Genomic DNA, 23,039 nt, shown 5'->3' with positions numbered 1-23,039 from the left:
GGTGAGCTTTGCGCTGTTGGCCGTGATGGCCGGGCTGTCTGGCTGCGGCTGGCGTGGAGTGAACTCGCTGCCGCTGCCCGGCACGCAAGGCAACGGTCCGAACTCGTTTGTTATCCGTGCGCAAATGGGGGATGTCAACAACATCCAACCCAATGCGCGGGTGCGGGTCGCCGACGTGCTCGTCGGCCACGTGACCCAGATCGAGCTGCAGGGCTGGCATGCACTGGTGACCATGCGCCTTGACGGCGACGTCAATCTTCCCGCCAACGCCACCGTCAAGATCGGCCAGACCACGCTCTTGGGAACGCAGCACATCGAGTTGGCCCCACCGAAAAGCGAACCGCCGCAGGGCAAGCTGGTAAATGGCTCGCTGATCCCGTTGTCTCGCGCGGGCGCATTCCCGACACCCGAGCAGACTCTGGCGGCGGTCTCGATGGTGCTCAACGGCGGCGGCGTCGGCCAAGTGGGCGACATCGTCGAAGCGCTGAGCACCGCCTTCCGTGGCCGCGAAAAAGACCTGCGAAGCCTCGTCGGGCAACTGGACAAGTTTGCCGCGAACCTCAACGACCAGACCGGTGACATTATCGCCGCCAGCGACAGCCTCAACGATCTGACCGCAAAATTCGCCGCACAACGTCCCGTTCTGGATAAGGCGCTCAAGACCATTCCGGACGCGCTGGCAGTGCTCAACGACGAGCGGGGCACCCTAGTCGAGGCCGCCGATCAGCTGGGCAAATTCAGCGCCTTGACCGCCGACACCGTCTACAAGAGCAAAGACAACCTGGTCAAAGAGCTCAAAGAGGTCGGACCGGTCCTGGAGTCGCTGGCCAATGCCGGACCCAGCCTGACCCGCGCACTGCACTTCCTTCCGACCATTCCGTTCCCGACCGACACCATCGAAAAATGGCAACGGGGTGACTACGCCAACCTGACCGCGATCATCGACCTCACGCTCAGCCGTCTTGATGCGGGCCTGTTCACCGGCACCAGGTACGAGTGCAACCTCACCGCGCTCGAGTTGCAGTGGGGCCGGACTGTCGGCCAGTACCCAAGCCCGTGCCTGAACCCGGGCCGGTTCGGTCAGGCCAACCCAATCTCGATTCCGTACAACGGCGACCAGGGGCCATAACGTGCACTTGAACAGACAGACGAAAATTCAGCTGGCCATCTTCACGGTGATCGCCCTGGCTGCGCTGACCCTAATGAGCCTGCACTTCATGAAATTGCCGGCCACGCTGTTCGGTGTCGGCCGCTACACAGTAACCATGCAATTGCCGCAAGCCGGCGGCCTATATGCCACCGGCAACGTCACGTACCGCGGCACCGAGGTCGGCCGAGTGCAGTCGGTGCGGCTGACAGACACCGGCGTGGCCGCCGTCTTGTCGCTCAATTCCGGAACCCCGATCCCGCGAGACCTCAAAGCCGAGGTACACAGCCAGTCAGCGATCGGCGAGCAGTACGTCGAGCTGCTGCCGCGAAATGGCAGCGCGCCACCGTTAAAAAACGGTGATGTGATCGCACTGAAAGACACCTCGGTGCCTGCCGACATCAATTCGGTCCTCGACGCGGTCGTCACCGGCCTGCAGGCGGTACCGCGCGACAACCTCAAGACGGTCATCGACGAGTCCTACACCGCGGTCGGCGGTCTCGGCCCCGAACTCTCCCGGCTCGTCAAAGGCGTCAGCGACCTGTCGATTGACGCCCGTCAAAACCTCGACCCGTTGGTCTCTCTCATCGACAACCTGCCCCCGGTCCTGGACTCGCAGACCAAATCCTCGGATGCAATCACCGCGTGGGCGTCGCATCTGGCCACAGTGACTCGCGAACTGCAGACACACGACCAGTCCGTGGCAGGCATAATCGAAAATGCTGGTCCAGCACTCGGGGAGGCACGCCAACTGGTCGACCGGCTACAACCGACCCTGCCCACCTTGATGGCCAATCTGGTCGCTCCGAGCCAGGTCGCTCTGAGCTATCGCAACGACGTCGAACAACTTCTCGCCGTGTTTCCCCAGTTCGTGTCCGCCGAATCAGCCGGTCTGGTCGCCAACGCGAACACTAAACAGAAATACAAGGGCCAGTACCTCGCCTTCAACCTCAACCTCAACCTTCCGCCGCCGTGCAACACCGGGTTCCTGCCGGCCCAGCAGATACGCAATCCCGTCTTCGAGGACGCCCCCGAACGGCCGGCCGGCGAGCTCTACTGCCGAATCTCGCAGGATGCGCCGATCACCGAAGTGCGTGGCGCCCGCAACATCCCCTGCGAAACCAGACCCGGCAAGCGCGCGCCCACCATCAAGTTGTGTGAAAGCGACGAACAGTATGTGCCGCTCAATGACGGCAATAACTGGAAAGGCGACCCCAACGCCACGTACACCGGCCAAGACATTCCACAACTGCCGCCCGGCGCCCCGCCACAGGCAGCCACGCCCGGACCGCAACTGGGAGCCGGCCTCGGTGCGGCACCGCCGCTGGCCGCCGCCGAATACGACCCAGCGACCGGCACCTACACCGGACCCGACGGCAAGCAGTACACCCAGTCTGACCTGGCTCGCCCCACCCCCAAAGACAAGTCGTGGCAGGCGATGCTGGTTCCACCGGGCGGCTGACCATATGGACGGAATGTCGACGGAGCAACACGAAAGGAGCAACAGGGTGACAACAGTCACTGACATCAAGTCTGCCCGGGACGGCGACATCGTCGAGGGCATCGACACTGTCGAGGACACCAGGGACATCGACCGCGTCGAAACATCCGAGGACACTGCCCTGCCGTCCGACGCCGCAACGGAAGTCTCGACCCCGACACCATCAAAACCCACGTCGACCACGCGGCGCGCCATTCTGTTCGGGTCGGTCTTCGTCGCGGTGCTCGCAGCGCTACTCGGGTGGTCCGAGTTTCACCTCGTCCAGTCGCACAAAGCCCAAGCGCACCGAAGTCAATTCCTCCAGGTGGCCAGGCAGGGTGCGCTGAATTTGACAACCATCGACTGGCAGCACGCCGACGCCGATGTGCACCGCATTCTCGACGGGGCGACCGGCGAGTTCTACGACGACTTCGCCAAGCGGTCCCAGCCGTTCATCGACGTGGTCAAACAAGCTAAAGCGAAAACGGTCGGCACGGTAATTGAGGCGGGGTTGGAGTCCGACACGGCCGACTCGGCCCGAGCGCTGGTGGCTCTGTCTGTCCTGACGTCAAGTGCTGATGAACCCTCCCAGTCGCCGCACGAATGGCGGATGCGCATCGACGTGCAAAAGGTCGGCGATCAGGTGAAAGTGTCCAACGTCGGGTTCGTGCCGTGAGGCGGCCGACGTGGCGCCGCCTCGGCCGCCCCGACGAAATCGACCCGGTCGACGACACCCCCGCCGACCCGGCGCCGGCGGCGGCCGTGGACGTTGACGACGCCGAAGGCAGCGACGCGTCAACAGAGACGAATGAGCCAGATGACGGTGAGCCGCTGACGGACCCATGTGGTGAGGCCCGCTGGTCGCGGGCCATCGCCTACGCGGTGCTACCTGGGCTGGCGATGCTGCTGGCGGCTGGCGCAGGCTACGTGAAATGGCAGGACATTTCGGCACGAGACGCCTCAGCGGCGGGCTCTGAATCCGTGCGAGCCGCCACCGAGAGCACGATCGCGTTGCTGTCCTACAAACCCGAAACCGTGGAAAAAGACCTCGAGGCGGCTCGAGGCCGCATGACAGGTCAGTTCCTGGACTCGTACACGTCGCTCACCCACGACGTCGTAATCCCGGGAGCAAAGCAGAAGCAGATCTCTGCGATCGCCACCGTCCCCGCCGCCGCATCGGTGCAGGCAACGAGAAACCACGCAGTAGTGCTGTTGTTCGTCGACCAGAGCGTCATCATCAATCAGGACGCGCCGACATCGACGGCATCCACCGTTCGCGTCACCCTCGACAAGGTCGGCGGCCGGTGGCTGATCTCACACTTCGACCCCGTCTGAGGTCTGATGATGCAGCACCGATTGGCACCTGACAGCCAGCTCCGCGCCATATCGGCATGGGTGTTGCGCATCGCCGGGCAAATGCCGGTTCCGCGGGGACCGAGAGCACCGACACGCCGCACCGTCAGTCAGCGAAGTCAATATCACTGCGCCGCAGCAAATCCCGGCACTCCAGTTCATCGATCAAATCCCTGGCGGGGCGTCGTCAATCGGCGGCCGCTGGGTGTCACCGGGATGAAATGCGAGGAGACGACAGTGCGGCATCGAACTCTGATTTTGACTACGACAGTTGGTGTACTGATTGCTGTCGGTCCGGCGAGTGCGAATGCGCGGGCCGACAACGACGACAACACACTCGTACCTAACAACAAACGTCTCAACGACAGCGTGGTGTCCAATGTCTATACCGTGCAGCATCAGGCGGGTTGCACCAACGACGTCAGGGTCAACCCGCAGTTGGTTCGCGCCGCCCAATGGCACACCAACGACGTGCTGAATAACCGCAACATCGATGGCGACATCGGCTCGGACGGGACCACGCCACAAGACCGGGCCAACAACGCCGGCTACCGCGGAATCGCGGCCGAAACGGTAGCGATCAACCCAGCTCTGGCAATCAGCGGTGTGGAAATCCTCAACCAATGGGTCTACAACCCGGCATCTTTCGCGATCATGGCCAACTGCGCCAACACCCAGATCGGCGTGTGGTCGGCAAACAGCTTCAACCGTACCGTCGTCGTCGCAGTGTACGGCCAGCCAAAATGACCGTCCGACCCAAATTGGAACCGAGGAGCGCCTTCTCACATCCACCATCAACGATTGGAGTCTGATCACATGAACGAAGATCCCAGCCCCGACTACGACTTCAGCGACGAACTTGAGTACGGAATCAACTGGTATGCATGGATATTGCGCGGCGTGTATCCACCGCCTGGCATCCCACCGAACTAAAGACAGCAAATCGGCACTACGCAGTCCCCGTCCTAAGGAGCACTATGCGCAGTATCACCGTGGGATTGACCGTCATTGTAGGGGCGCTAGCGACGGTCATCAGCCTGTCCTCGCCGGCACACGCCGGGCCCAACCCCGGGCAGTGTGGATTCGCGATGAGCTTCATCTGCTCGATGATCCCGGCGTTGCCCGAGTTGGATCACGATATTGACCTAACGCAGGATGCCAATGGCCCCAACGTATCCGGCCTGCCGCCGAACGTCGCACGCAATGGTGGCTAGCGGAAATCTGAATTTGAGCAGGCCGGCTCGCCGTGGGGCTCCGGGCCCCAGCCGTCCTTTGCCGCCGATGATAGTCCTGGAGGAGCGTTGATGCTAATGTTCGTCACATTTATCGCCGTCGGGTGCGTCGCTGCACTGGCCGCCGCCTTCAGTCTGTCCAACGAGGTTGTCGCCTGGTGTTGCGTCGCCATCAGTGTATGTGGCCTGATCACGCTGATCGTCGACGGACGCAGACAGCGGCGGCGCAAAGCCGGCGAGGCCGTTGAGGGGCTCAATAGCGACGAAACCTCGGCAATGGGACGTGAGCGGCGCGGGATCGACAATCTCACAGACCATTTCGCCGTCTCCCACAGCCAGATCACCGACGACGTCCGCTAGGGCCTTCACACCGCGCGGTGCTCCCTTTGGCGCCACGCACGCATCCACTGACGGTTGACGTTCGAGTCGTGTTGCTGCGTGAATCGTCCAACTCGCGTCGAGAATTGCGTCGTCGCGAGGATCGAAATCTGTTCAAATGCGCGGCTAGACCGAGCCGCAGGCGGGCTCTGCTACGTATCCGGCCCCGTCCGCGTCAAAAGGGTGCCGCCTCGACTGCTTGGCGGGACTGCTTGGCCAGGAATCGTTCTCGCGCGACGAGGTACACCGGGAACGCCAAGGAGACACCGACATAGGACATGGCGACGAAGGCCCAGCCCCATTTGTACCCCAGCCCGATGCGCTTGCTATCCGTCACGACCCACACCATGAACACCAGCCAGGCGATGGCCATGTCGATGGCCAAGAATGCGGCGGTGCCACCGGCAGCGATCGCATCGCGGAAGAACGCGAACGGATCGAGGATGTTTCCACCAGCAGCCATCCACTCAAATGCGTGGGGCCACGTCAGTATCAGAGCCACACCGCCGGCGAGCAGGAAGAAGGCGTGGCGAATGTTCGTGGATCGAGAAACCGGCATCGAGCTACTCCTGTGGTCATACATCAGCGGGCTCACGACGGAGACGGCTGATAGCCAGCGGCTGAGTTCCTCAGCTGCCAGATCTGGTCTGGGCAAAGTAAGTTGACCGAATACGAGACCAAGTAGTTGGTCGCGTCTTCGTCATTCGGCGTCACGTCACCCTTGGCGTCACCGATCACCTGGGCGTAACTCTCGCCCGCGCGGACCTTGTCACACAGGGCATAGCCGTAAGCGACCGCGTCGTCAGCGGCAAAGTTGAAGTGGCGGCGCACCGTGACGTTATACAGATACTCGACCTGCGGCGCCGGCGCCGCAGTCGACCGGGGGATCGATGTCGCGGCAGCGGCACCGAGCGCAGCGGCGAGGACTATCGTCATGGCGAGCGGCCTAGGACTATTCATGGCTGATTCCCTATGCGGCGTGGACTATTCAGAGTCGCCCGTGTGGTGAGTTCAATTCACGACAGGTCGTCCTTGGTCACGCTAGGGCAACTGTCTACGGACCGCGTCCCCCTAACCAGGGATATTGCTGGCACCAAGGGTGAGTGCATGACGGGCACTAAGCGAACGCAGAACTTTCGGCTGCCAGCTTTTCGCCAGCGGCTAGGAAGGAACTGACTAAACCAGGTTCGGCGTAGTACGGGTCGCCGACACCATCTTCAAACCGCCTGCGGCTGTATTCATAAAGTGCGGCAAGCCTGTACATCGCGAGCGCGGCATACCAGTTGACGACCGACACATCGGCGCCGGTGCGGTCGGCGTATCGGTCGAGCAGCGCGCGGCGGCTGGGGTAGCCGGCCTCGAGCACCGCGGTACCCATCGCGGACGTTGGGACCAGCGGCTCCCCCGGCGCAGGGTAGGAGGTCAGGAAGTACCCCAGATCGGCGAGCGGATCACCGACGGTGGCTAGCTCCCAGTCAAGCACGGCAGCGACCGAACCTGTTGCGATGTCGACGATGGTGTTGGCGATCCGAAAATCGTTGTGGACTATGCACGTTGCGGATTCTCCTGGGAGGTTTGTCTGCAGCCAGGTGTCCAGCGGGGTGAACGCTGGCGGTAGGGTTCCCTCGACCGCGATGAGCGATCGCATTCGCCGTATTTGGCGGCCGTTGAATCCGTCCGGTTTGCCGAAGTCGCCGAGCCCGACCTCACGCCAAGGTACCGAGTGCAGCTCGGCGAGGGTGTCCACCAATGATTCGCCGATCCGCCGGCGCGTTTCTAGGTCGTGCGCCGGTGCCGGGGTGGACTGAGTGATCACGGCGCCATCGACGAACTCCATCACAAATAGTGGCACGTCGAGCAACTCACCGGCCGCAGCGGTGGCCAACACCGCCGGGGTCGGTACAGGAGTATGCGATAACGCCTTGAGTAGCGTTGCCTCCCGTGACACGTCGTGTGCACCCTGCGGTAGCGGCGGCGGGGGTGGTCGGCGCACTATCACGCGTGAGTGGCCGTCTGACACCAAAAATGTCAGGTTGGAGTGCCCGTCGCCAATGGCCTCAGCGGTGACCGTGGCGCCGCAAAGATGATGGTCGGCCAGGAAGCGGCCGAGGTGTTGCAGTTCGGCGTCAGACCATGACCACATCAGGTGCCTTGTGCTGCGAGGTAGTCCAGATAGCTTCCTTGCCAATGGGTCTCGAACTGTCCGGCGCCGGGTTCACCGTCGATGACCGCCTGGCAGGCACCTTCGCGTATGACAGTCTGTAGCCTATCGTGGGTAGGTAGTTCGATCACGCCGAAGACGTCGAGTTCCAGCTCGGTTTGCTCACCCGTGGTGTCCGTCAGGGTCGCTCGCAATCGACGTTGCCGCAGCTGTGCGTCGTAGTCGGCGTGGTGGTCGATGTGACAGATCGGGTGGGTGACACCGTCACGCACTACGTAGCCTGCAAAGCCCCACTCGCCCTTGGCGATCCAAATCCATCCGTTGAGCGCACGGCCCGATTCGGTATAGGCGACGAACCATTTCCAATGCTGTGGGATGCCCCAGTCGCGGACTCCCCACGAGTGATCGCGGTGACCCATGCGGTCCCAGTCGATGCGTCGGCCGGCGACTTCGATTGCTCCGCGGACTCGCCCGGTTTGCTCGATTCGGTTGGCCGCGAACCACTGGGGCAGTCCGTCGGGATTGTGGTGGTAGCTGAAGGCATCGTGGATGCCGTCGAAGGCGAACTCGATCTTCACGTCGTCGCGCTGGTAATTGAGAATGCAGGATTTCCGCAGCTCGGGCTGCGTCAGTGTGAGTCCGTCGAATGAGAAGTCGTCGAGGTCAGCGTGATCCGGTATCCGCCCTTGGTGCAGGTGCTGTGCTAGCGGCTCTGGGTTTGGACCCCAGACGCACACGTTGTAGCCGGCCTTCCCGCTGCCAGTTAGATAGAGGTAGACCTGCAGGCCGAGCTCCTCCTCGGGCATGATCAGTTCCCAGAACAGACTGTCGCGCGTTCTCTCTCCGGCGACCGACCGGTGCCGGAGGTCGTCAGCGGGACCGAGCCCTGCTGAGAGCTCTCCTGATCCGGTCATTGCGTCTGCTCCTGCAGGCTCGCCAGAGCGCTGCGGGTCGTAGGCACCTGAATGGCGAGAGCCTGCCCGCGGGTGTCCACCTCGAGCGCGGATTGGAAGGAGTTGGTCTCGAGATTGCGGAGCAGTGCGTTTTTGGTGGATCTCATGCTGTCGTCAGAGTTTTCCGCGATGGTTTGGGCCAGCTCGATCGCCGCGTCGAGTGCGCGGCCCGTCTCGGCGAGCCGGTCGGCCAGTCCGATTCGCTGGGCCTCGGGGGCCCGCACCGTGCGTCCGGTAAAGGTCAACTCGGCGGCCCGGCCGGGTCCGATCAACCTGACCAGGTTCCAGGATGTCCCGAGCTCGCCGATGGATAGCCCGACCCGCACGAATCCTGCACTGAAACTGGCGGTCTGGTCGGCGATTCGGATGTCGGCAGCTAGTGCTAATGACAAACCACCGCCGGCCGCCGGGCCACTGACCGCTGCGATGACTGGATACGGCAGGGCGCGCAGCCCGGTGGATCCAGCGGCGGCCGTCTCGACGAGATCAGTGAAGCCTGACACCGACATCCGGGTGAGGACATCGATCTCGTCTAGATCGAAACCGGTGCAGAACGCTTTCCCCCCTGCGCCAGTGACGATCAGTGCCCGCAGCGGCGCGTTGCGCAATACAGCTGTAGCCCAAGCAATTTCGCCGAACATCTCAACCGTTTGAGAATTCGCGCGTTGCGGGCGGTTCACCGACATCACCGCGATGCCCGAGCCGTGGTCCTCGAAGGTCAGTGTATGCGCCGCACGCAGCTCATCGAGGACGTCGGCAAACGGGCGCCGCGACACTCGATTCCACTGCGATGTGACAGTGCCCATGATCACCGCCCGGAGAAGTTCGGCGGTCGCTTGGCTTTGAAGGCCTGCAGCGCCTCGACCATGTCGTCGCAGCGCGTAAGTAGTGCCTGCCCGCGGTTTTCCAGTTCGAGCGCTGCCGCGAAGGAGGCGACTTCCATGTTGGCTTGTAATGCCCGTTTGGATATCCGAATGCCGCCCGGAGAGTTGGCGCAGATCTGACCCGCCATCGCCAGCGTCTGGTCGAGGAGGTCGTCCGGACTGGTCATCCGGTTGAGCAGGCCGAGCCGTTCTGCCTCATCGGCCTCGACGACGCGGCCGGTAAAACCGATTTCCGCGGCGGCCGACGGACCGATCAACCGGGGCAGCAGCCAGGAGGCGCCCAGGTCACCCGCTGAAAGCCCGATCCGTACGAACGCGGCACTGAACTTCGCCGCAGGTGACCCCAGCCGGATGTCAGCCATCAGGGTAAGCGACATGCCGCCACCGGCTGCGGGTCCGTTCACCGCAGCGATGACCGGTACCGGTATCGCACGAACGGCGCTGAGCGCGCGGGCGGCCCGCTCCTGACGATCCAGCATACCCAGGGCCGACAACGAGGCCAATTCCTCGGCCTCGTCGAGGTCGTAGCCCGCGCAGAACGCCCGGCCCGCACCAGTCAGGACCACCACCCGGACGTCGTGATCGTCGCCGATCGCGCGCGCGACCGATTCGAGTTCCTCGAACATGAGCATTGTCATCGCGTTGCACCGGTCGGGCCGGTTCAACGTCACCTGGACCACAGCGTCCGCGTGGAACTCGAGAAGCAACGTCTCATAACGCTGTTCGAGGTCAATCATCGGAAGTTCCTTCTGATCCGACGAATTCGGGGGCGCGCTTGTCGATAAACGCCCGGATGCCCTCGATTGCCTCGCCCTGTTCAAACACCGCTTGGACCTGTTGGGCCTCATAGTGCAGACCCTCCGACAGCGGTCGGTCGTACGCCGCGGCCACTGTCCGGACCACCGCGCGCTGCGCGGGCGATGAGGCAGTGCACAGTTCGCGGGCCAGCTCCAGCGCGGCCTCGCCCGCGGTGCCCGCCGGCACAAGCCGGTCAACGAGGCCGATGCGCAACGCTTCCCCGGCGTCCACCTCCCTGCCGGTGAGCATGATGTCTAGGGCCCGCCCGCGGCCGACCAGGTGGGGCAGCCGCTGGGTGCCGCCCGCGCCCGGAATGAGGCCGAGCTTGACCTCAGGCAGGCCGAGCCGCGCCGATGAACCGGCGACGCGCAACGAGCACGCCATCGCCAGCTCCAGCCCGCCGCCCAACGCGAGCCCGTCGACCGCGGCCACCGACACCGCTGGGTGGGCGGCCAGGCGCTCGACAGCGCCGCGCAGCGCATCACCGTATGCACCGAACGATGCCGCGTCCACCGACGACATGTGCTTGATATCGGCGCCGGCGGCGAAGAAGCCGGTCAGCGCCGAGGACACCACAATGACCTTGGCGGGCAACGCGTCAGCGGCATCGAGCCCGGTGTGCAGCCCGTCGATGATCGGCATGCCCAGCGCATTGGCCGGAGGCCGGTTGAGCGTGATCTCGACCACCGATTTCGCGATGCGCAGGCTTACCGGAGAACCGTTTTCGGACAGCACCATTGATGTACCTCCTTGGTTTGTGCACAACGGTCTGACCGCTACGCCATGGTGAGGCCGCCGCTGACCGACAGCGTCTGGCCGGTGATGTACTCCGCTGCGTCGGATGCGAAGAAGGCGACGGCAGCGGCGATGTCCGAGGGCTGTGCTAAACGCTTCATAGGCACGGAGCGGGTCATCCCGCCGATCACCTTGTCGGCGTCTTGCCCGGAGCTGTCGGCGAACTTGCGCAGCGCGGGGGTGTCGGTCGGGCCGGGGCAGACCGTGTTCGCGGTCACCCCTTTGGTCGCCACCTCACGGGCCAGGGTCTTGGTAAATGCGATGGTGCCGCCCTTGGCGCCTGAGTAGACCGCTTCCAATGAGGACCCGACGCGGCCGGCATCGGAACCGATGTTGATGACGCGGCCGAACCCGCGTTCGACCATGCCGGGCACCACGGCGTGGATGACGCGCAGTGCGCCCTTGAAGTTGATGTCAAGGATCTTGTCCCAGAAGTCTTCTGAGGTTTTCAGGAACGGCATGAAGTCGTCCCAACCGGCGTTGTTCACCACGATCTCGATGTCCCCGAGCTCGTCGGCGACTGTTTTCACCGCGCCGCGTACCGAGTTCGTATCGGTCACATCAACGTGGACCGCGATGGCTTCACCGCCGGCCTCGGCAATTCGCTTCGCGGTGGCTTCGGCCGCCTCCAGGTTGAGGTCTGCGACTGCGACCCGAAACCCTTTGGCGCCCAGCGTTTCCGAAATACCTTGACCGATGCCTTGGGCTCCGCCGGTGACGAATGCGACGCGGTTGGTCATAGTCTGCTCTCTCCTTTGAGTGAATGGACTGCTTAGCGGCAGGACGGAGCGCCCGGGTTGGGCGCCCAGTTGATCGGGCCGGCGACGATAGAGTGACTGGTGAGTTTGCGGCCCAGCACACTTTGGGCCGCGCGAGCCGCATCAATCAGGCTTGGTAGTGATATTCCGGTGGACACGCCCATCTCCTGGAACATGCTGATCAGATCCTCGGAGGCGATGTTTCCGGTCGAACCAGCCGGCACCGGGCAGCCGCCAAGTTCGCCGAAGCTGGATTCGAAGCTGGTGCATCCGGCCTGCAACGCGGCGTAAGCATTGGCCAGGCCCTGGCCGCGGGTGTTGTGGAAGTGGGCGGTGACCTCTACGCCGGGCAGCCGTTCGATAGCGGCAGCGAAGAACTCACCGACGTAGGCGGGATTGGCCATCCCGGTGGTGTCGCCGAACCCGACCTCGCTGGCGCCCGCGGCTGCGAATTGCTCAGCGATATCGAGCACCCGCTTCATCGGCACCTTGCCCTCAAAGGGACAACCGTAGGAGGTGGCGATGACGGCAGCGCAGCGCAGATCCTCGGCGACAATGCGCTTGGCGATAATTTCGTTGTCTGCCATCGACTCGGCGATGCTTCGGTTCACGTTTTTCTTGTTGTGTGTCTCCGACGCGCTGACGAAGATCGCCACCTCGGAGAACGTCTCGCGCACCGCGAGCGCGTTGTCGAGTCCTTTGCTGTTGGGCACCAAGACCATCAGCGATACATGGTCGGGCACATCGATGCCGCGCAGCACCTCGACGCCGTCGGACAGCTGGGGGATGACGTCGGGTCGCACGAAACTGGCAACTTCGATGCGGTGCAGCCCAGTCCGCGCCAGCCGGTTGATCAGATCGATTTTGTCGGCAGTGGCGATGGTTTCGGGTTCATTCTGAAAGCCGTCGCGCGGACCCACCTCGCGGATGTCGACATGTGCGGGCAATCTATTCACAGTCTGCTCCTTTCGCGGTCAAGCTGGTCACGGAACTCAGGGGCGGCGATCGCGCAGAGCCTGCGTGCTCGCTCACCAAGGCTGCACCCGCGCAAATTCGCGACGCCATATTCGGTGACGACGGTGTCGACGTCGGAGCGCGTGGTCGTGACGACCCCGCCTTCGAGCGCGGGCTTGATCGTCGAGGCGGCGTGTGAAGTCGCCCGCAGCGCGAAGATGGATCGCTTGCCGGTCAAAGCGGCGGCCCTAGCGAAATCCACCTGACCCCCGACGGCACCGATATAGACGCCGCGGCTAACCTCGGCACCGACCTGGCCGGTGAGATCGACCTCGACGGCGAAGTTGACCGAGACCAGCGAACGTAGCTGCGAAAGCACCTGCGGTGCATGGGTATAACTGGTTGGCAGGAAGCGAACCGGCAGGTCGCCGGCACGCTTATACAGCTCTGCCGAGCCCAGCGCGGTCCCCACGACAACCAGGCCGGTGTCGATCTCCTTATGCTTGCCGGTGACCACGCCTTCGTCGACCAATCGGAGCAGGCCGTCGGTGATCATCCCCGTGTGGATGCCCAGATCCTGATGGCAAGCCAGTGCGCCGAGCACGGCCGCACCCAACGATCCGACCCCGAGTTGAACGGTATCGCCGTCGTCGATGAGCTGAGCGATCTGGGCGGCGATGACCCGGTCGGCTTCGCCCGGCGCCCGCAGTGTGTCCTCGGGCAGCGGACGGTCAGTGCTGATGGTGGCGGCGAAGCGATCTACTGATATCGGCTTAGTTCCCAGAGTGACCGGCATCTGGGCGTTGATCTCAGCGATCAGTGTCGGCGTGTGCGGAATGGCGTCCGCGACATAGTCGACCCCAACACCCAGTGAGCACATCCCTTCGGCGTCAGGCGGTGACACCTGGACCAACCCGACATCGCACGGCAGACGGCGCTCGGCGAACATCCGCGGCAGCGCCGAGTAGTGACAGGGCACCACGTCGAGCCGCCCCGATTTGCTGAGTTCGCGGAGCTCACCAAGCCCGCCATAGGACACCATCGACATCCGGCCGGGCATCGTGATGTCGAGCTGGTCGTTCCAGCTCAGACCGGTGAACGTCCGGATCGGACCGATCCGGGCACTCTGTAAGATCAGCGCGTCAACCAACGGCCGCGGCTCCGCGGCGGCCTGACCCCACCAGACTCCGTCACCTCGTGACAGAAATTGCCTGAAATCGATCACGTGGGTACCCGTTGGATCAGGGTTGCCGTCCCAAGACCCCCGCCGCAACACATCGTCACCAGGCCAAGGTCGGCGTCGCGGCGTTCGAGTTCAGGGATCAGGGTGGCGATCAGCCTGGCCCCCGTCGCGCCGACGGCGTGGCCCAGCGCGATAGCTCCGCCGTTGACGTTAACGCGATCGGTGTCCGGACGCATCTCGCGTTGCCATGCCAGCACCACGGACGAGAACGCCTCGTTGACCTCGAATAGGTCGATGTCAGCGATGCTGAGATTGTTGCGTTCCAACAACTTCTGCGTCGCCGGGATGGGCCCGGTCAGCATGATGATCGGATCGACGCCGACGGTGGTTTGGTCCACAACGCGGGCGCGCGGCCGCAATCCGAGCCGGTGCGCGGCGTCGCCGGAGCACAACAGCACTGCAGCCGCACCGTCGCTGATCGGCGAGGACGATCCAGCAGTGATCCGCCCATCCTCCTTGCGGAACACCGGTTTAAGGTTGGCCAGGGTTTCCACGGTGGTCTCCGGGCGCACACACTGGTCGGCATAGCGGGTCTGGCCGTCGAGTGTCATCGGCACCATCTCGGTGACAAAGCGGCCGTCGGCGATGGCCTTGGCGGCGTTCTGGTGCGATCGCGCCGCGAAGACATCCATCTCTTCGCGGTCCAGCTGCCAGCGGTCGGCAATGAGTTCAGCGCTTTCGCCTTGGTGCACAAAGGGATAGCGGTCGCGCAGCTCGGCCGGCCACGGGTCGCCATACAGTTCGGAGACCTTGATTGGGGAGTCGATAGGCACGTGACCCATGTGCTCGACGCCGCCGGCCACGACAACGTCGTGGGTGCCCGAGGCCACCAGCGCCGCAGCCATTTCTACGGCGGTTTGCGCCGAACCGCAGCGCCGGTCGAGCGTGACGGCCGGCACCTCGGGCGGATAGCCCGCCTGTAGCCAGGCGTTGCGGGCAATGTTGCGTGACTGTTCACCGAACGGGGCCGTGCAGCCGATCACCAGATCTTCGACCACATCAGGCGGGACTTCGGTGCGCTTGACCAGCTCGTTGTAACACGCGGCCAACATCGCATTGGGATGCGTGTCGCGGTACCAGCCACGTTCGGGATGCGATTTGCCTATCGGGGTGCGTACCGCCTCGACGATGTAGACCTCGCGACCCGTTGAGGCGAACCGCCCCGTTACTTTGTGGCGCATCAGATCACCGTCCCACCATCGACGGGCAGCACCTGTCCGGTGATGTAGGACCCGGCGTCTGAGGCCAGGAAAACGAATGTCGGTGCGATCTCTTCCGGGAAGGCCCACCGGCCCAGGGGGATTCGGGCGAGGGTTTTGGCAGCCAGCTTTTCGTTGCTGCGGATGTTTGCGGTCATCGCGGTGGCAGCCAACGGTGCAACGGCGTTGACGGTGATGGATTGGCGCGCCAGCTCGCGGGCCAGCGATTTCGTCAGGCCGATGATGCCGGCCTTGGCGGCCCCGTAGTTGGCTTGGCCGATGGTCCCGGTCAGGCCGGCCGCTGAGGTGACGTTGATGATGCGCCCCGTGCCATCGGTCGGCAGATGTCCCAGCGCCGCTTGGCTACACACGAAGCTGCCGATGAGGTGGATGTCGATAATACGGCGGAACTTCTCCTCGGAAAGGTCGGCGAACATCGCGGGTGCGATGGCGCCGGCGTTGTTGACCAGAATGTGCAGCGCGCCGCGGCCGAATTCGGCTGCGGCCGAGGCGGCTTCCTTCGCTGCTGCCGAGTCGCGCACATCGAGCACTAAAGGCTGCGCGGTACCGCCGGCGGTGGTGATCGACTCCGCGGTGGCCACAGCGGCGTCCTTGTCGATATCGGTCACGACAACGGCGGCACCCGCGGCGGCGAAGGCGCGGGCGATCGCTTGGCCGACCCCGCTGCCCGCACCGGTCACTAGCGCCGATCGCTCGTCGAGCCGGAAGACGTCGCGCGGGGTCATCAGTAGCTCCTCGGCAGGCCGAGTACGTGCTCACCCAGGTAGTTGAGCACCATTTCCTGGCTGATCGGGGCGATGCGGGTAAGGCGTGCCTCGCGGAAGTACCGCGCTACGTGATACTCCTCCGAGTAACCCATGCCACCGTGAGTCTGTAGGGCGCGATCGGCGGCGTCGAACGCCGCATCGGCGCACAGGTACTTGGCCGTATTTGCCTCGCGGGCACAAGATTTCCCGTTGTCATAGAGCCAGGTCGCTTTGCGCAATATTAGTTCGGCGGCGTCCAGTCGGGCCAACGAATCGGCTAGCGGGAACTGGAGTCCCTGGTTCATCCCGATCGGCCGGCCGAATACCACACGCTCGTTGCCATAGCGCACCGCCGCCCGTAACGCAGCACGCCCAATGCCCAGCGCTTCGGCGGCGATGAGGCAGCGTTCGGGGTTTAGGCCGTCGAGGATGTAACGGAATCCTTGGCCCTCTTCGCCGACACGATCCTCAACCGGGATCTCGAGGCCATCGATGAATAACTCATTTGAGGACACCGCGTTTCGACCCATCTTAGGAATTGGGCGAATCTCGACCTTGCTGCGGTCGAGGTCGGTGAAGAACAGCGTCATACCATCCGTTTTGCGGGTCGCGTCCTCGAACTTGGTGGTGCGGGTCAGCAACAGCACTTTCTCGGACTCCAGCGCTTTTGAGATCCACACCTTGCGCCCGTTGACGACGTAGTGATCGCCATCGCGGCGCGCGAACGTGCTGATCCTTGTGGTATCCAGTCCCGCGCCGGGTTCGGTGACACCGAAACATACGTGCAGATCACCGGTCACGATACGGGGCAGAGTGCGCGATTTGAGTTCCTCGGATCCATGCACGATCACCGGATGCATGCCGAATATCGACATGTGCATAGAGCTTGCGCCGTTCATTCCCGCACCGCTGGCCGCGACTTCCTCCAGGAGAATGGACGCCTCGGTGATGCCAAATCCGTGGCCCCCGTACTCCTCTGGTGTCGTAATGCCCAGCCAACCCCCGTCGGCGAATGCATCGTAGAACTCTGTTGGGAACTCGTGCTGTTGATCCTTGGTCATCCAGTAGTGGTCGTCGAACTTTGCTGCCAGTTCGGCGACCGCAGCGCGGATCGTCTGCTGATCATCGCTCAACTGGAAGTCCACAACACTCTCCGCTCGATGTAAGTAATCACCCTAAGGATCAATGATACTAATGGACAGACCAAAAAGATAGGTCACCTCCTGCGGTCTCGCTCAACCGCCGGAGGTCATGCCGAGGCGGGGATTAGCGGCAGCGCATCCGCGATCCGCTCGTTCCACGCAGTCGGCGTGCCGAACAGCACGCGGTCGAGCTTGGCCCGCTTGTAAAAGAGGTGCAGATCGTGCTCCCAGGTGTAGCCGATCGCGCCATGAAGGGTCAGCGCGCTGTCGGCGAGCGCAGCTCCCGCACCGGTGACCTGCGCCTTGGCGACCGCCGCATGGGTCGCTCTTTCAGGTAAACCTTCTTCGGCAGATTGTGCCGCGTAGAACACAATCGATAACGAGGACTCCACGGTGACCAGCATCTGGGCGGCGGCATGCTTGACCGCCTGGAATGATCCGATCGGCCGACCGAACTGCTCACGTTGTTTGCTGTAATCGACGGCGAGTTGGAGCATACGTTCCGATGCGCCCAACGCGTCGGCTGCAACCAGAACCCCCGCCCGCGCCGCGATTTCGTTTATCGTTGCGGCCGCGTCGAGCTCGAGGCGGCGTGCCGTGACGTCATCAAGCACGACATCAGCCACATCCCTGGAACGGTCCAGCAGCGACCGGGGGTGAATCCGTACACCCGGATCAGCGCCATCCACCAGCCACAGCGATATTGATTCGCCATCGGTTATGGGGACCAGGAACTGCCGCGCCCGTGCGGCGCCAAGCACGCAGGGTATCTGCCCAAACAGCCTTTCGGTGCGGTCGTCTACCGAGGTCACCGCGGCCGGAATGCGGTCCGCCTGCACCGCTAGTGCGGTCACCTCGCCGGACTCGGATGCGGCAACGGCCAAAGTTGGCTCGTCGGTGAGCGCCGGAACGACGATCGCCGACTGCAGCCAGCCGGCCGACGGTACCGCAGCGCGCCCGAGCTCCCGGGCAGTGAGCGCGAGCTCCAGAAGGCCGCCGCCTTGGCCGCCGAGCTCTTCATCGAAACCAACGCCGGCCCAGCCTTCGCCGACAAACAGCCGCTCAAAGCTGGACAGATCGCCAGCGTCCAACCAGCCCCGAACCGCCTGCACGCCAGCCCGATCGGTCAACCATTCGCGTAGCGAGGTGGTGAACAGCTCTTGTTCTTTGGAGAGCTCCCAACGCATCGGCGTTTCTCCTGCCAGCCCTCGGGTACCGAAGATCGGTACGCCAAATGGATAAATGGTATCTTAGGTCTGACCATAAACCATTAGGGATGCGATGGATGCAGCGGATGCCGTGACCACTCCCTCGCGATCCGGCACCACGCTTAGCCCATTCGACGCGCCCAAGGCGCCTGACGTGCTTGCCGGTCTGCTTCGCGAGCGGATCCTCAATGGAGAATTGGCCGAGGGTGTCGCTCTACCGGCGGAACGCGACCTAGTCAAACAGACGCAGATGAGTCGGGCCACGGTGCGCGAAGCGCTGCGAATCCTCGAAGTGCAAAACTTAATTCGGGTCAAAGCCGGGCGTGCGGGCGGCGCCTTCGTGCAGCGCCCCACCACGACGTCGATGGCCAGCACGGTGAGCATGCTCATCCGGGGCAGACGCATCAAATTAGTCGACCTGATGGAGACAAGGGAGGCTTTGGAGCCGTTCTGCGCCGAACTTGCTGCCCGCAACCGCGACGACGAGGACCTCGCTGAACTCGAGCGGGCCAACGACACGATCTCCGACACGGAGGCCAGTCTCGAGCAGTTTTTACAGGCCAACCTGGATTGGCATGTCGGTGTCGCGGTCGCCAGTCACAACGAACTCCTAATTGGCTTGATGACCGCTTTGTCGCAGGCGATTTATGCCGGCACCAAAGATGCGGCCTTCGTTGACACCGAAGTTCGAGCTGTGACCGAGAAGGCCCACCGCGCGATCACCGCAGCGATCCGGGATCGCGATGCCAGGGCCGCTTCACGGCGGATGCGGTGGCACGTGCACAGCTACGCTACCGCCATTGCCGAATCCAACGACCGCGAGGCAGTCGTAGTCGGCGAATAGCTGTGCGGCCCTATCGCAGCGCCGATTTGACGCTTGGTGCGTTCCAGTGTTGGCCTGCGGTCGAAACTGATTTTGGGCATTTGGTTGCCAATGCGGCCTTTGGATGAGGACCCAGAGCCAGCCAGTGCCGGCGACACGCGTTCGAGCCCGCAGAGCCACCCGAAGCCCGCGTCCACGAGGGTCATGCCTCGAAGAGGAGAGCTAAGTGCGCTCTTTCGAGGGAAGCATCCACACGGTCGAGTCGGCGACGATGAGCAACATGGGCATCGGTATCCAGGTTGAGGGGCTGACGAAGTCCTTCGGTGCTCAGCGAATCTGGGAAGACGTCACGATGGACATTCCCGAGGGTGAGGTCAGCGTGCTGCTGGGCCCCTCCGGTACCGGTAAGTCGGTCTTCTTGAAGTCGCTGATCGGTCTGCTGCGCCCCGAACGCGGCTCGATCATCGTCGATGGCACCGACATCACCGAGTGCTCCGCCAAAGAGCTCTACGACATCCGCACCCTGTTCGGGGTGATGTTCCAGGACGGCGCGCTGTTCGGGTCGATGAACCTCTACGACAACACCGCGTTCCCGCTGCGCGAGCACACCAAGAAGAAGGAGAGCGAGATCCGTGACATCGTCATGGAGAAGCTGGAGCTGGTGGGTCTGGGCGGGGATGAGAAGAAGTTCCCCGGTGAGATCTCCGGCGGTATGCGCAAGCGTGCCGGGCTGGCCCGCTCGCTGGTGCTCGACCCGCAGATCATCCTGTGTGACGAGCCGGACTCCGGTCTGGACCCGGTCCGTACCGCCTACCTGAGCCAGCTGCTGATCGACATCAACGCCCAGATCGACTGCACGATCCTGATCGTGACGCACAACATCAACATCGCCCGCACGGTGCCCGACAACATGGGCATGCTGTTTCGCCGCAAGCTGGTCATGTTCGGACCGCGCGAGGTGCTGCTGACCAGCGACGAGCCAGTCGTCAAACAGTTCCTCAACGGTCGCCGGATCGGCCCGATCGGTATGTCGGAGGAAAAAGACGAGGCGACCATGGCCGAGGAGCAGGCCCACTTGGAGGCCGGCCACCACGACGGCGGTGTCGACGAGATCACCGGTGTGCCGCCGCAGATCACCGCAACCCCCGGTATGCCGGAGCGTAAGGCCGCAGCCCGCCGCCAAGCCCGGGTTCGCGAAAGCCTGCACCTGCTGCCGAAGGACGCCCAAGAAGCCATCCTCGAGTCGTTCGAGAACGACAAGCAGGAAAGCAGCAAGCAACAGCGTGCCACGGATTACGGCGACCACGCGCGGTACCGCGACGACGCCGACACCATGTCGATTCCCACCCAAAATCGCTACTGAGACAACATGGCTCTGCACCGCCTGAAGCCACCTGCCAAAAAGTCGTTCATAGCCGGGGCGCCTGAGGCTCGGAGTGTTTGGCAGGGTAGCCAGCGTCGTCGCGGGGCGTTGAGCAAGCAGGTCATCCGCATGGTGGTGAACCCGACGTTGAATGTCGCAACGTTGATTCCGCTGGTCCTTGCGTGCGCAGTCAGCGGTGTGGGGCGTCCCGGTATCGCGGTCTCACCCGCCCCAGCTCGAGCTCCTGTTACCCCGGTGGCAATTTTCACGAACGTGGTAAATGAGCTTTCAGGTCCGTCTGTGGTTGCCGCCGCGCGACCACCGTCGGGCCTTCACATCGCACAGGCCGACAGGCCGGTGCCACCCCCGGCGGCGGTGGTGAATTCCCCAAGCGCACTGGGCATTCCGTCTACGGCCCTGTCTGCTTACCGTAATGCCGAGGAAAAGATGGCCGCTTCTAACCCTGGCTGTGGGATTAGTTGGAATCTTTTGGCCGGCATCGGACGCGTCGAATCTGCGCATGGCAACGGCGGTGCCACCGACGCTCGCGGTAACGCGGTCCGGCCGATCTATGGACCTGCATTGGATGGCACGCTGCCCGGCAACGAGGTTGTGGCCCAACGCATTGTCGACGGGCGAATGAGTTATGCGCGGGCAATGGGACCCATGCAGTTTCTGCCTGCCACCTGGGTGCGATACGCCGCCGACGGCGACGGCGACGGCGTGGTCGATCCGCAAAATCTATACGACTCCACGCTGGCTGCTGCCCGGTATCTGTGCAGTGGTGGTATGAACTTACGGGACCAGTCGCAGGTGATGGCCGCGATCTTGCGTTACAACAACTCGATGTCGTACGCCCGCAATGTGTGGGGCTGGGCTGCGGCCTATGCCACGGGCGTAATTCCCGTCGACCTGCCTCCCGTTACCGGGCCGGCGCCACCGCTCGGTGATCTTCATCTGGAGAAAACTGAGGGGCTCGGGCCTGGGCTGCCTCGCAATATCCACGGCCTGCCGCCCAGCGACCCGCTGTCGCAGACGCCGCTCATCGATCTCATCGCATCACCGGCGCCGGACTCTGCGGCCTGCACGGTGATTTGTATCGAGTCCCGCGTCCTGCCGACGCAGGAGGCGCCGTGACGCAACGTGGGTATCGGCGACGAATCGCGTTCTCTGCGCGGTGTCTTCGCGTCGCAGAAGCACTGCGCAAGCGGCGAGCGCCGCACTCGGATTTCATGGTGTGGTCATGGAGCGTCGGTGCGGAGCGAACGAGTTGGATCGCTCCCGCGAAACAAGTGAGGCGGGCATGCGAAGACGACTGACATTGTTACGATTGCTATCTGCCGTGGCGCTCGTGGTGGGGGCAGCGGTGGTCGGGGATGCGCACAGATGGGTTGGACAGGCTCACGCGGCCGGGGTGGAGAACCTTATGGTGCCCTCTGCGGCCATGGGTCGTGCCATACCCGTGACCTTTATGGCTGGCGGGCCACACGCTGTCTATTTACTGGACCCCTTCGACGCCGGCCCTGACGTCAGCACGTGGGTCACCGCGGGCAACGCCATGAACGCGCTGGCCGGAAAAGGGATTTCGGTAGCGGCACCTGCAGGTGGTGCGTACAGCATGTACACCGACTGGGAGCATGACGGCAGCAAGCAGTGGGAGACCTTCCTGTCGAGTGAACTGCCCGATTGGTTAGCCGCCAACAAAGGTCTGGCGCCAGGCGGCCACGCCATCATCGGCGCCGCGCAAGGTGGCTACGGCGCAATGGCACTCGCAGCTTTCCATCCCGACCGCTTCCGGTACGCCGGTTCAATGTCAGGATTTCTCTACCCGTCAGAGACCGCCTTCAACGGCGCCATTCTCGCCGGCCTTCAGCAGTTCGGCGGAGTCGACGGCAACGCCATGTGGGGTCCGCCGCAGGCAGGCAGATGGAAGTGGCACGACCCGTACGTGCACGTTGCACTTCTGGCACAAAACAAGACTCGCACATGGGTGTTCAGCCCCCAGACGGACACAGCAAGTGACCCAGCTGCCATGCTCGGCGCAGCAGCCGAGGCCCAAGGCACGAGCCGGTCGTTTTATTCGCAGTATCGGACCGTTCGAGGTCAGAATGGCCACTTCGACTTCCCGGTTACCGGAGATCATGGCTGGTCGAGCTGGGGACCGGAACTCGGCGCCATGTCCGGCGATGTCGCCGCCGCCATTCGTTAGTTACGCCGCTGTTGTCACGCGCCAATAATTTTCGCGGCAGGTGTGCTGTCCGCGCCTGTCACCCAAGGTTTGCGAGGAGAGCAAAGATGAGCTATGTCCAGTTAGCCTGGTCGCTCGCTGAAACATGCAGCCAATGTCTCAGCGAGAGCGAGAAATGCGCTGTGTATGTGGCATTAGGGGGCGGAGATACCC

Annotated in this window: 23 protein-coding genes and 2 pseudogenes; 11 read left to right on the top strand and 14 right to left on the bottom strand. The window is 63.4% G+C overall.

The window, feature by feature from the left end; genetic code table 11:
- Positions 1-25 precede the first annotated feature (25 nt).
- The 7 genes and pseudogenes from B8W69_RS03760 to B8W69_RS03730 all read left to right on the top strand — a co-directional run bounded on the left by B8W69_RS03760 (position 26) and on the right by B8W69_RS03730 (position 5,572).
- On the top strand, positions 26-1,129 hold the full coding sequence (locus B8W69_RS03760) for a virulence factor Mce family protein (RefSeq protein WP_439330586.1): 1,104 nt from the start codon (positions 26-28) through the stop codon (positions 1,127-1,129).
- 1 nt (position 1,130) lies between these two features.
- Entirely contained in the window at positions 1,131-2,609 is a 1,479-nt protein-coding gene (locus B8W69_RS03755) for an MCE family protein (RefSeq protein ID WP_085288641.1), read from the top strand.
- A 46-nt stretch (positions 2,610-2,655) separates the two neighbouring features.
- Entirely contained in the window at positions 2,656-3,303 is a 648-nt protein-coding gene (locus tag B8W69_RS03750) for an Rv1363c family protein (RefSeq protein WP_439330581.1), read from the top strand.
- Complete coding sequence (locus B8W69_RS03745; protein WP_245843093.1) at positions 3,300-3,962, top strand: hypothetical protein; 663 nt, start codon at positions 3,300-3,302, stop codon at positions 3,960-3,962. Before B8W69_RS03750 ends, B8W69_RS03745 begins: the two co-directional genes overlap by 4 nt.
- A 234-nt stretch (positions 3,963-4,196) precedes the next feature.
- Positions 4,197-4,913 (top strand): annotated as a pseudogene (locus B8W69_RS03740) (CAP domain-containing protein).
- A 44-nt stretch (positions 4,914-4,957) separates the two neighbouring features.
- The gene (locus B8W69_RS03735) at positions 4,958-5,194 is read left to right on the top strand and encodes a hypothetical protein (protein WP_085288640.1); all 237 of its coding nucleotides are present in this window, start codon (positions 4,958-4,960) and stop codon (positions 5,192-5,194) included.
- 96 nt (positions 5,195-5,290) lie between these two features.
- Positions 5,291-5,572, top strand: a complete 282-nt coding sequence (locus B8W69_RS03730; protein ID WP_085288639.1) for a hypothetical protein — start codon at positions 5,291-5,293, stop codon at positions 5,570-5,572.
- Between the two features lie 193 nt (positions 5,573-5,765).
- On the opposite strand, the gene B8W69_RS03725 is transcribed toward B8W69_RS03730, so the two are convergent.
- The 14 genes from B8W69_RS03725 to B8W69_RS03660 form a co-directional block, all read right to left on the bottom strand.
- Positions 5,766-6,149, bottom strand: a complete 384-nt coding sequence (locus B8W69_RS03725; RefSeq protein ID WP_085288638.1) for a DUF2834 domain-containing protein — start codon at positions 6,147-6,149, stop codon at positions 5,766-5,768.
- Positions 6,150-6,181: 32 nt separating this feature from the next.
- Positions 6,182-6,526 carry a DUF732 domain-containing protein gene (locus tag B8W69_RS03720; RefSeq protein ID WP_245843092.1) on the bottom strand — a complete coding sequence of 115 codons (345 nt, stop codon included), beginning with the start codon at positions 6,524-6,526 and terminating at the stop codon, positions 6,182-6,184.
- 181 nt (positions 6,527-6,707) lie between these two features.
- Complete coding sequence (locus B8W69_RS03715; RefSeq protein WP_085288636.1) at positions 6,708-7,733, bottom strand: phosphotransferase family protein; 1,026 nt, start codon at positions 7,731-7,733, stop codon at positions 6,708-6,710.
- Complete coding sequence (locus tag B8W69_RS03710) at positions 7,733-8,665, bottom strand: DUF7064 domain-containing protein (RefSeq protein ID WP_133057968.1); 933 nt, start codon at positions 8,663-8,665, stop codon at positions 7,733-7,735. Before B8W69_RS03710 ends, B8W69_RS03715 begins: the two co-directional genes overlap by 1 nt.
- Entirely contained in the window at positions 8,662-9,510 is an 849-nt protein-coding gene (locus B8W69_RS03705; RefSeq protein ID WP_085288793.1) for an enoyl-CoA hydratase/isomerase family protein, read from the bottom strand. The genes B8W69_RS03710 and B8W69_RS03705 overlap by 4 nt, the downstream gene beginning before the upstream one ends.
- Positions 9,511-9,512: 2 nt before the next feature.
- A complete protein-coding gene (locus B8W69_RS03700) occupies positions 9,513-10,325 on the bottom strand; it encodes an enoyl-CoA hydratase/isomerase family protein (protein WP_085288634.1) in 813 nt (270 codons plus the stop codon).
- On the bottom strand, positions 10,318-11,118 hold the full coding sequence (locus B8W69_RS03695) for an enoyl-CoA hydratase/isomerase family protein (RefSeq protein ID WP_439330585.1): 801 nt from the start codon (positions 11,116-11,118) through the stop codon (positions 10,318-10,320). Before B8W69_RS03695 ends, B8W69_RS03700 begins: the two co-directional genes overlap by 8 nt.
- 44 nt (positions 11,119-11,162) lie before the next feature.
- Positions 11,163-11,921, bottom strand: a complete 759-nt coding sequence (locus B8W69_RS03690) for an SDR family NAD(P)-dependent oxidoreductase (RefSeq protein ID WP_085288632.1) — start codon at positions 11,919-11,921, stop codon at positions 11,163-11,165.
- A gap of 32 nt (positions 11,922-11,953) precedes the next feature.
- Complete coding sequence (locus B8W69_RS03685) at positions 11,954-12,895, bottom strand: hydroxymethylglutaryl-CoA lyase (protein ID WP_181447329.1); 942 nt, start codon at positions 12,893-12,895, stop codon at positions 11,954-11,956.
- Entirely contained in the window at positions 12,892-14,118 is a 1,227-nt protein-coding gene (locus tag B8W69_RS03680) for an acetyl-CoA hydrolase/transferase family protein (RefSeq protein WP_085288631.1), read from the bottom strand. The genes B8W69_RS03685 and B8W69_RS03680 overlap by 4 nt, the downstream gene beginning before the upstream one ends.
- Positions 14,115-15,317 carry a thiolase family protein gene (locus B8W69_RS03675; RefSeq protein WP_085288630.1) on the bottom strand — a complete coding sequence of 401 codons (1,203 nt, stop codon included), beginning with the start codon at positions 15,315-15,317 and terminating at the stop codon, positions 14,115-14,117. The genes B8W69_RS03680 and B8W69_RS03675 overlap by 4 nt, the downstream gene beginning before the upstream one ends.
- On the bottom strand, positions 15,317-16,081 hold the full coding sequence (locus tag B8W69_RS03670) for an SDR family NAD(P)-dependent oxidoreductase (RefSeq protein ID WP_085288629.1): 765 nt from the start codon (positions 16,079-16,081) through the stop codon (positions 15,317-15,319). The genes B8W69_RS03675 and B8W69_RS03670 overlap by 1 nt, the downstream gene beginning before the upstream one ends.
- Positions 16,081-17,247: an acyl-CoA dehydrogenase family protein gene (locus tag B8W69_RS03665; RefSeq protein WP_085288628.1), complete on the bottom strand. Its 1,167-nt coding sequence runs from the start codon at positions 17,245-17,247 to the stop codon at positions 16,081-16,083. The genes B8W69_RS03670 and B8W69_RS03665 overlap by 1 nt, the downstream gene beginning before the upstream one ends.
- 104 nt (positions 17,248-17,351) lie before the next feature.
- Positions 17,352-18,431, bottom strand: a complete 1,080-nt coding sequence (locus B8W69_RS03660; RefSeq protein ID WP_085288627.1) for an acyl-CoA dehydrogenase family protein — start codon at positions 18,429-18,431, stop codon at positions 17,352-17,354.
- 94 nt (positions 18,432-18,525) lie between these two features.
- On the opposite strand from B8W69_RS03660, the gene B8W69_RS03655 reads away from it, so the two are divergent.
- The 4 genes and pseudogenes from B8W69_RS03655 (at position 18,526) to B8W69_RS03640 (ending at position 22,847) form a co-directional block, all read left to right on the top strand.
- Entirely contained in the window at positions 18,526-19,296 is a 771-nt protein-coding gene (locus B8W69_RS03655; RefSeq protein WP_085288626.1) for a FadR/GntR family transcriptional regulator, read from the top strand.
- A 259-nt stretch (positions 19,297-19,555) separates the two neighbouring features.
- Complete coding sequence (locus B8W69_RS03650) at positions 19,556-20,638, top strand: ABC transporter ATP-binding protein (protein ID WP_085288791.1); 1,083 nt, start codon at positions 19,556-19,558, stop codon at positions 20,636-20,638.
- Positions 20,639-20,767: 129 nt separating this feature from the next.
- Positions 20,768-21,772 (top strand): annotated as a pseudogene (locus tag B8W69_RS03645) (lytic transglycosylase domain-containing protein); the annotation flags it as partial.
- 169 nt (positions 21,773-21,941) lie between these two features.
- Positions 21,942-22,847 (top strand): alpha/beta hydrolase-fold protein, encoded by a 906-nt coding sequence (locus tag B8W69_RS03640; RefSeq protein WP_085288625.1) that lies wholly within the window; start codon positions 21,942-21,944, stop codon positions 22,845-22,847.
- Positions 22,848-23,039: the final 192 nt, after the last annotated feature.

Origin of the sequence: Mycolicibacterium vulneris, from assembly GCF_002104765.1 — a bacterium.
GTDB classification, from domain to species: Bacteria; Actinomycetota; Actinomycetes; order Mycobacteriales; family Mycobacteriaceae; genus Mycobacterium; species Mycobacterium vulneris.
Note: the sequence above shows the minus strand (reverse complement) of the source record. Positions and strands in the feature narration are given on the sequence as shown.

Bases quoted from the DNA above. Each gene is read 5' to 3' on its own strand.
- B8W69_RS03720 (WP_245843092.1), bottom strand. From the start codon at position 6,526: ATGACGATAGTCCTCGCCGCTGCGCTCGGTGCCGCTGCCGCGACATCG.
- B8W69_RS03710 (WP_133057968.1), bottom strand. From the start codon at position 8,665: ATGACCGGATCAGGAGAGCTCTCAGCAGGGCTCGGTCCCGCTGACGAC.
- B8W69_RS03735 (WP_085288640.1), top strand. From the start codon at position 4,958: ATGCGCAGTATCACCGTGGGATTGACCGTCATTGTAGGGGCGCTAGCG.
- B8W69_RS03715 (WP_085288636.1), bottom strand. From the start codon at position 7,733: ATGTGGTCATGGTCTGACGCCGAACTGCAACACCTCGGCCGCTTCCTG.
- B8W69_RS03670 (WP_085288629.1), bottom strand. From the start codon at position 16,081: ATGACCCCGCGCGACGTCTTCCGGCTCGACGAGCGATCGGCGCTAGTG.
- B8W69_RS03705 (WP_085288793.1), bottom strand. From the start codon at position 9,510: ATGGGCACTGTCACATCGCAGTGGAATCGAGTGTCGCGGCGCCCGTTT.
- B8W69_RS03730 (WP_085288639.1), top strand. From the start codon at position 5,291: ATGTTCGTCACATTTATCGCCGTCGGGTGCGTCGCTGCACTGGCCGCC.
- B8W69_RS03725 (WP_085288638.1), bottom strand. From the start codon at position 6,149: ATGCCGGTTTCTCGATCCACGAACATTCGCCACGCCTTCTTCCTGCTC.
- B8W69_RS03700 (WP_085288634.1), bottom strand. From the start codon at position 10,325: ATGATTGACCTCGAACAGCGTTATGAGACGTTGCTTCTCGAGTTCCAC.
- B8W69_RS03690 (WP_085288632.1), bottom strand. From the start codon at position 11,921: ATGACCAACCGCGTCGCATTCGTCACCGGCGGAGCCCAAGGCATCGGT.
- B8W69_RS03650 (WP_085288791.1), top strand. From the start codon at position 19,556: ATGGGCATCGGTATCCAGGTTGAGGGGCTGACGAAGTCCTTCGGTGCT.
- B8W69_RS03660 (WP_085288627.1), bottom strand. From the start codon at position 18,431: ATGCGTTGGGAGCTCTCCAAAGAACAAGAGCTGTTCACCACCTCGCTA.
- B8W69_RS03675 (WP_085288630.1), bottom strand. From the start codon at position 15,317: ATGCGCCACAAAGTAACGGGGCGGTTCGCCTCAACGGGTCGCGAGGTC.
- B8W69_RS03760 (WP_439330586.1), top strand. From the start codon at position 26: ATGGCCGGGCTGTCTGGCTGCGGCTGGCGTGGAGTGAACTCGCTGCCG.
- B8W69_RS03640 (WP_085288625.1), top strand. From the start codon at position 21,942: ATGCGAAGACGACTGACATTGTTACGATTGCTATCTGCCGTGGCGCTC.
- B8W69_RS03655 (WP_085288626.1), top strand. From the start codon at position 18,526: ATGGATGCAGCGGATGCCGTGACCACTCCCTCGCGATCCGGCACCACG.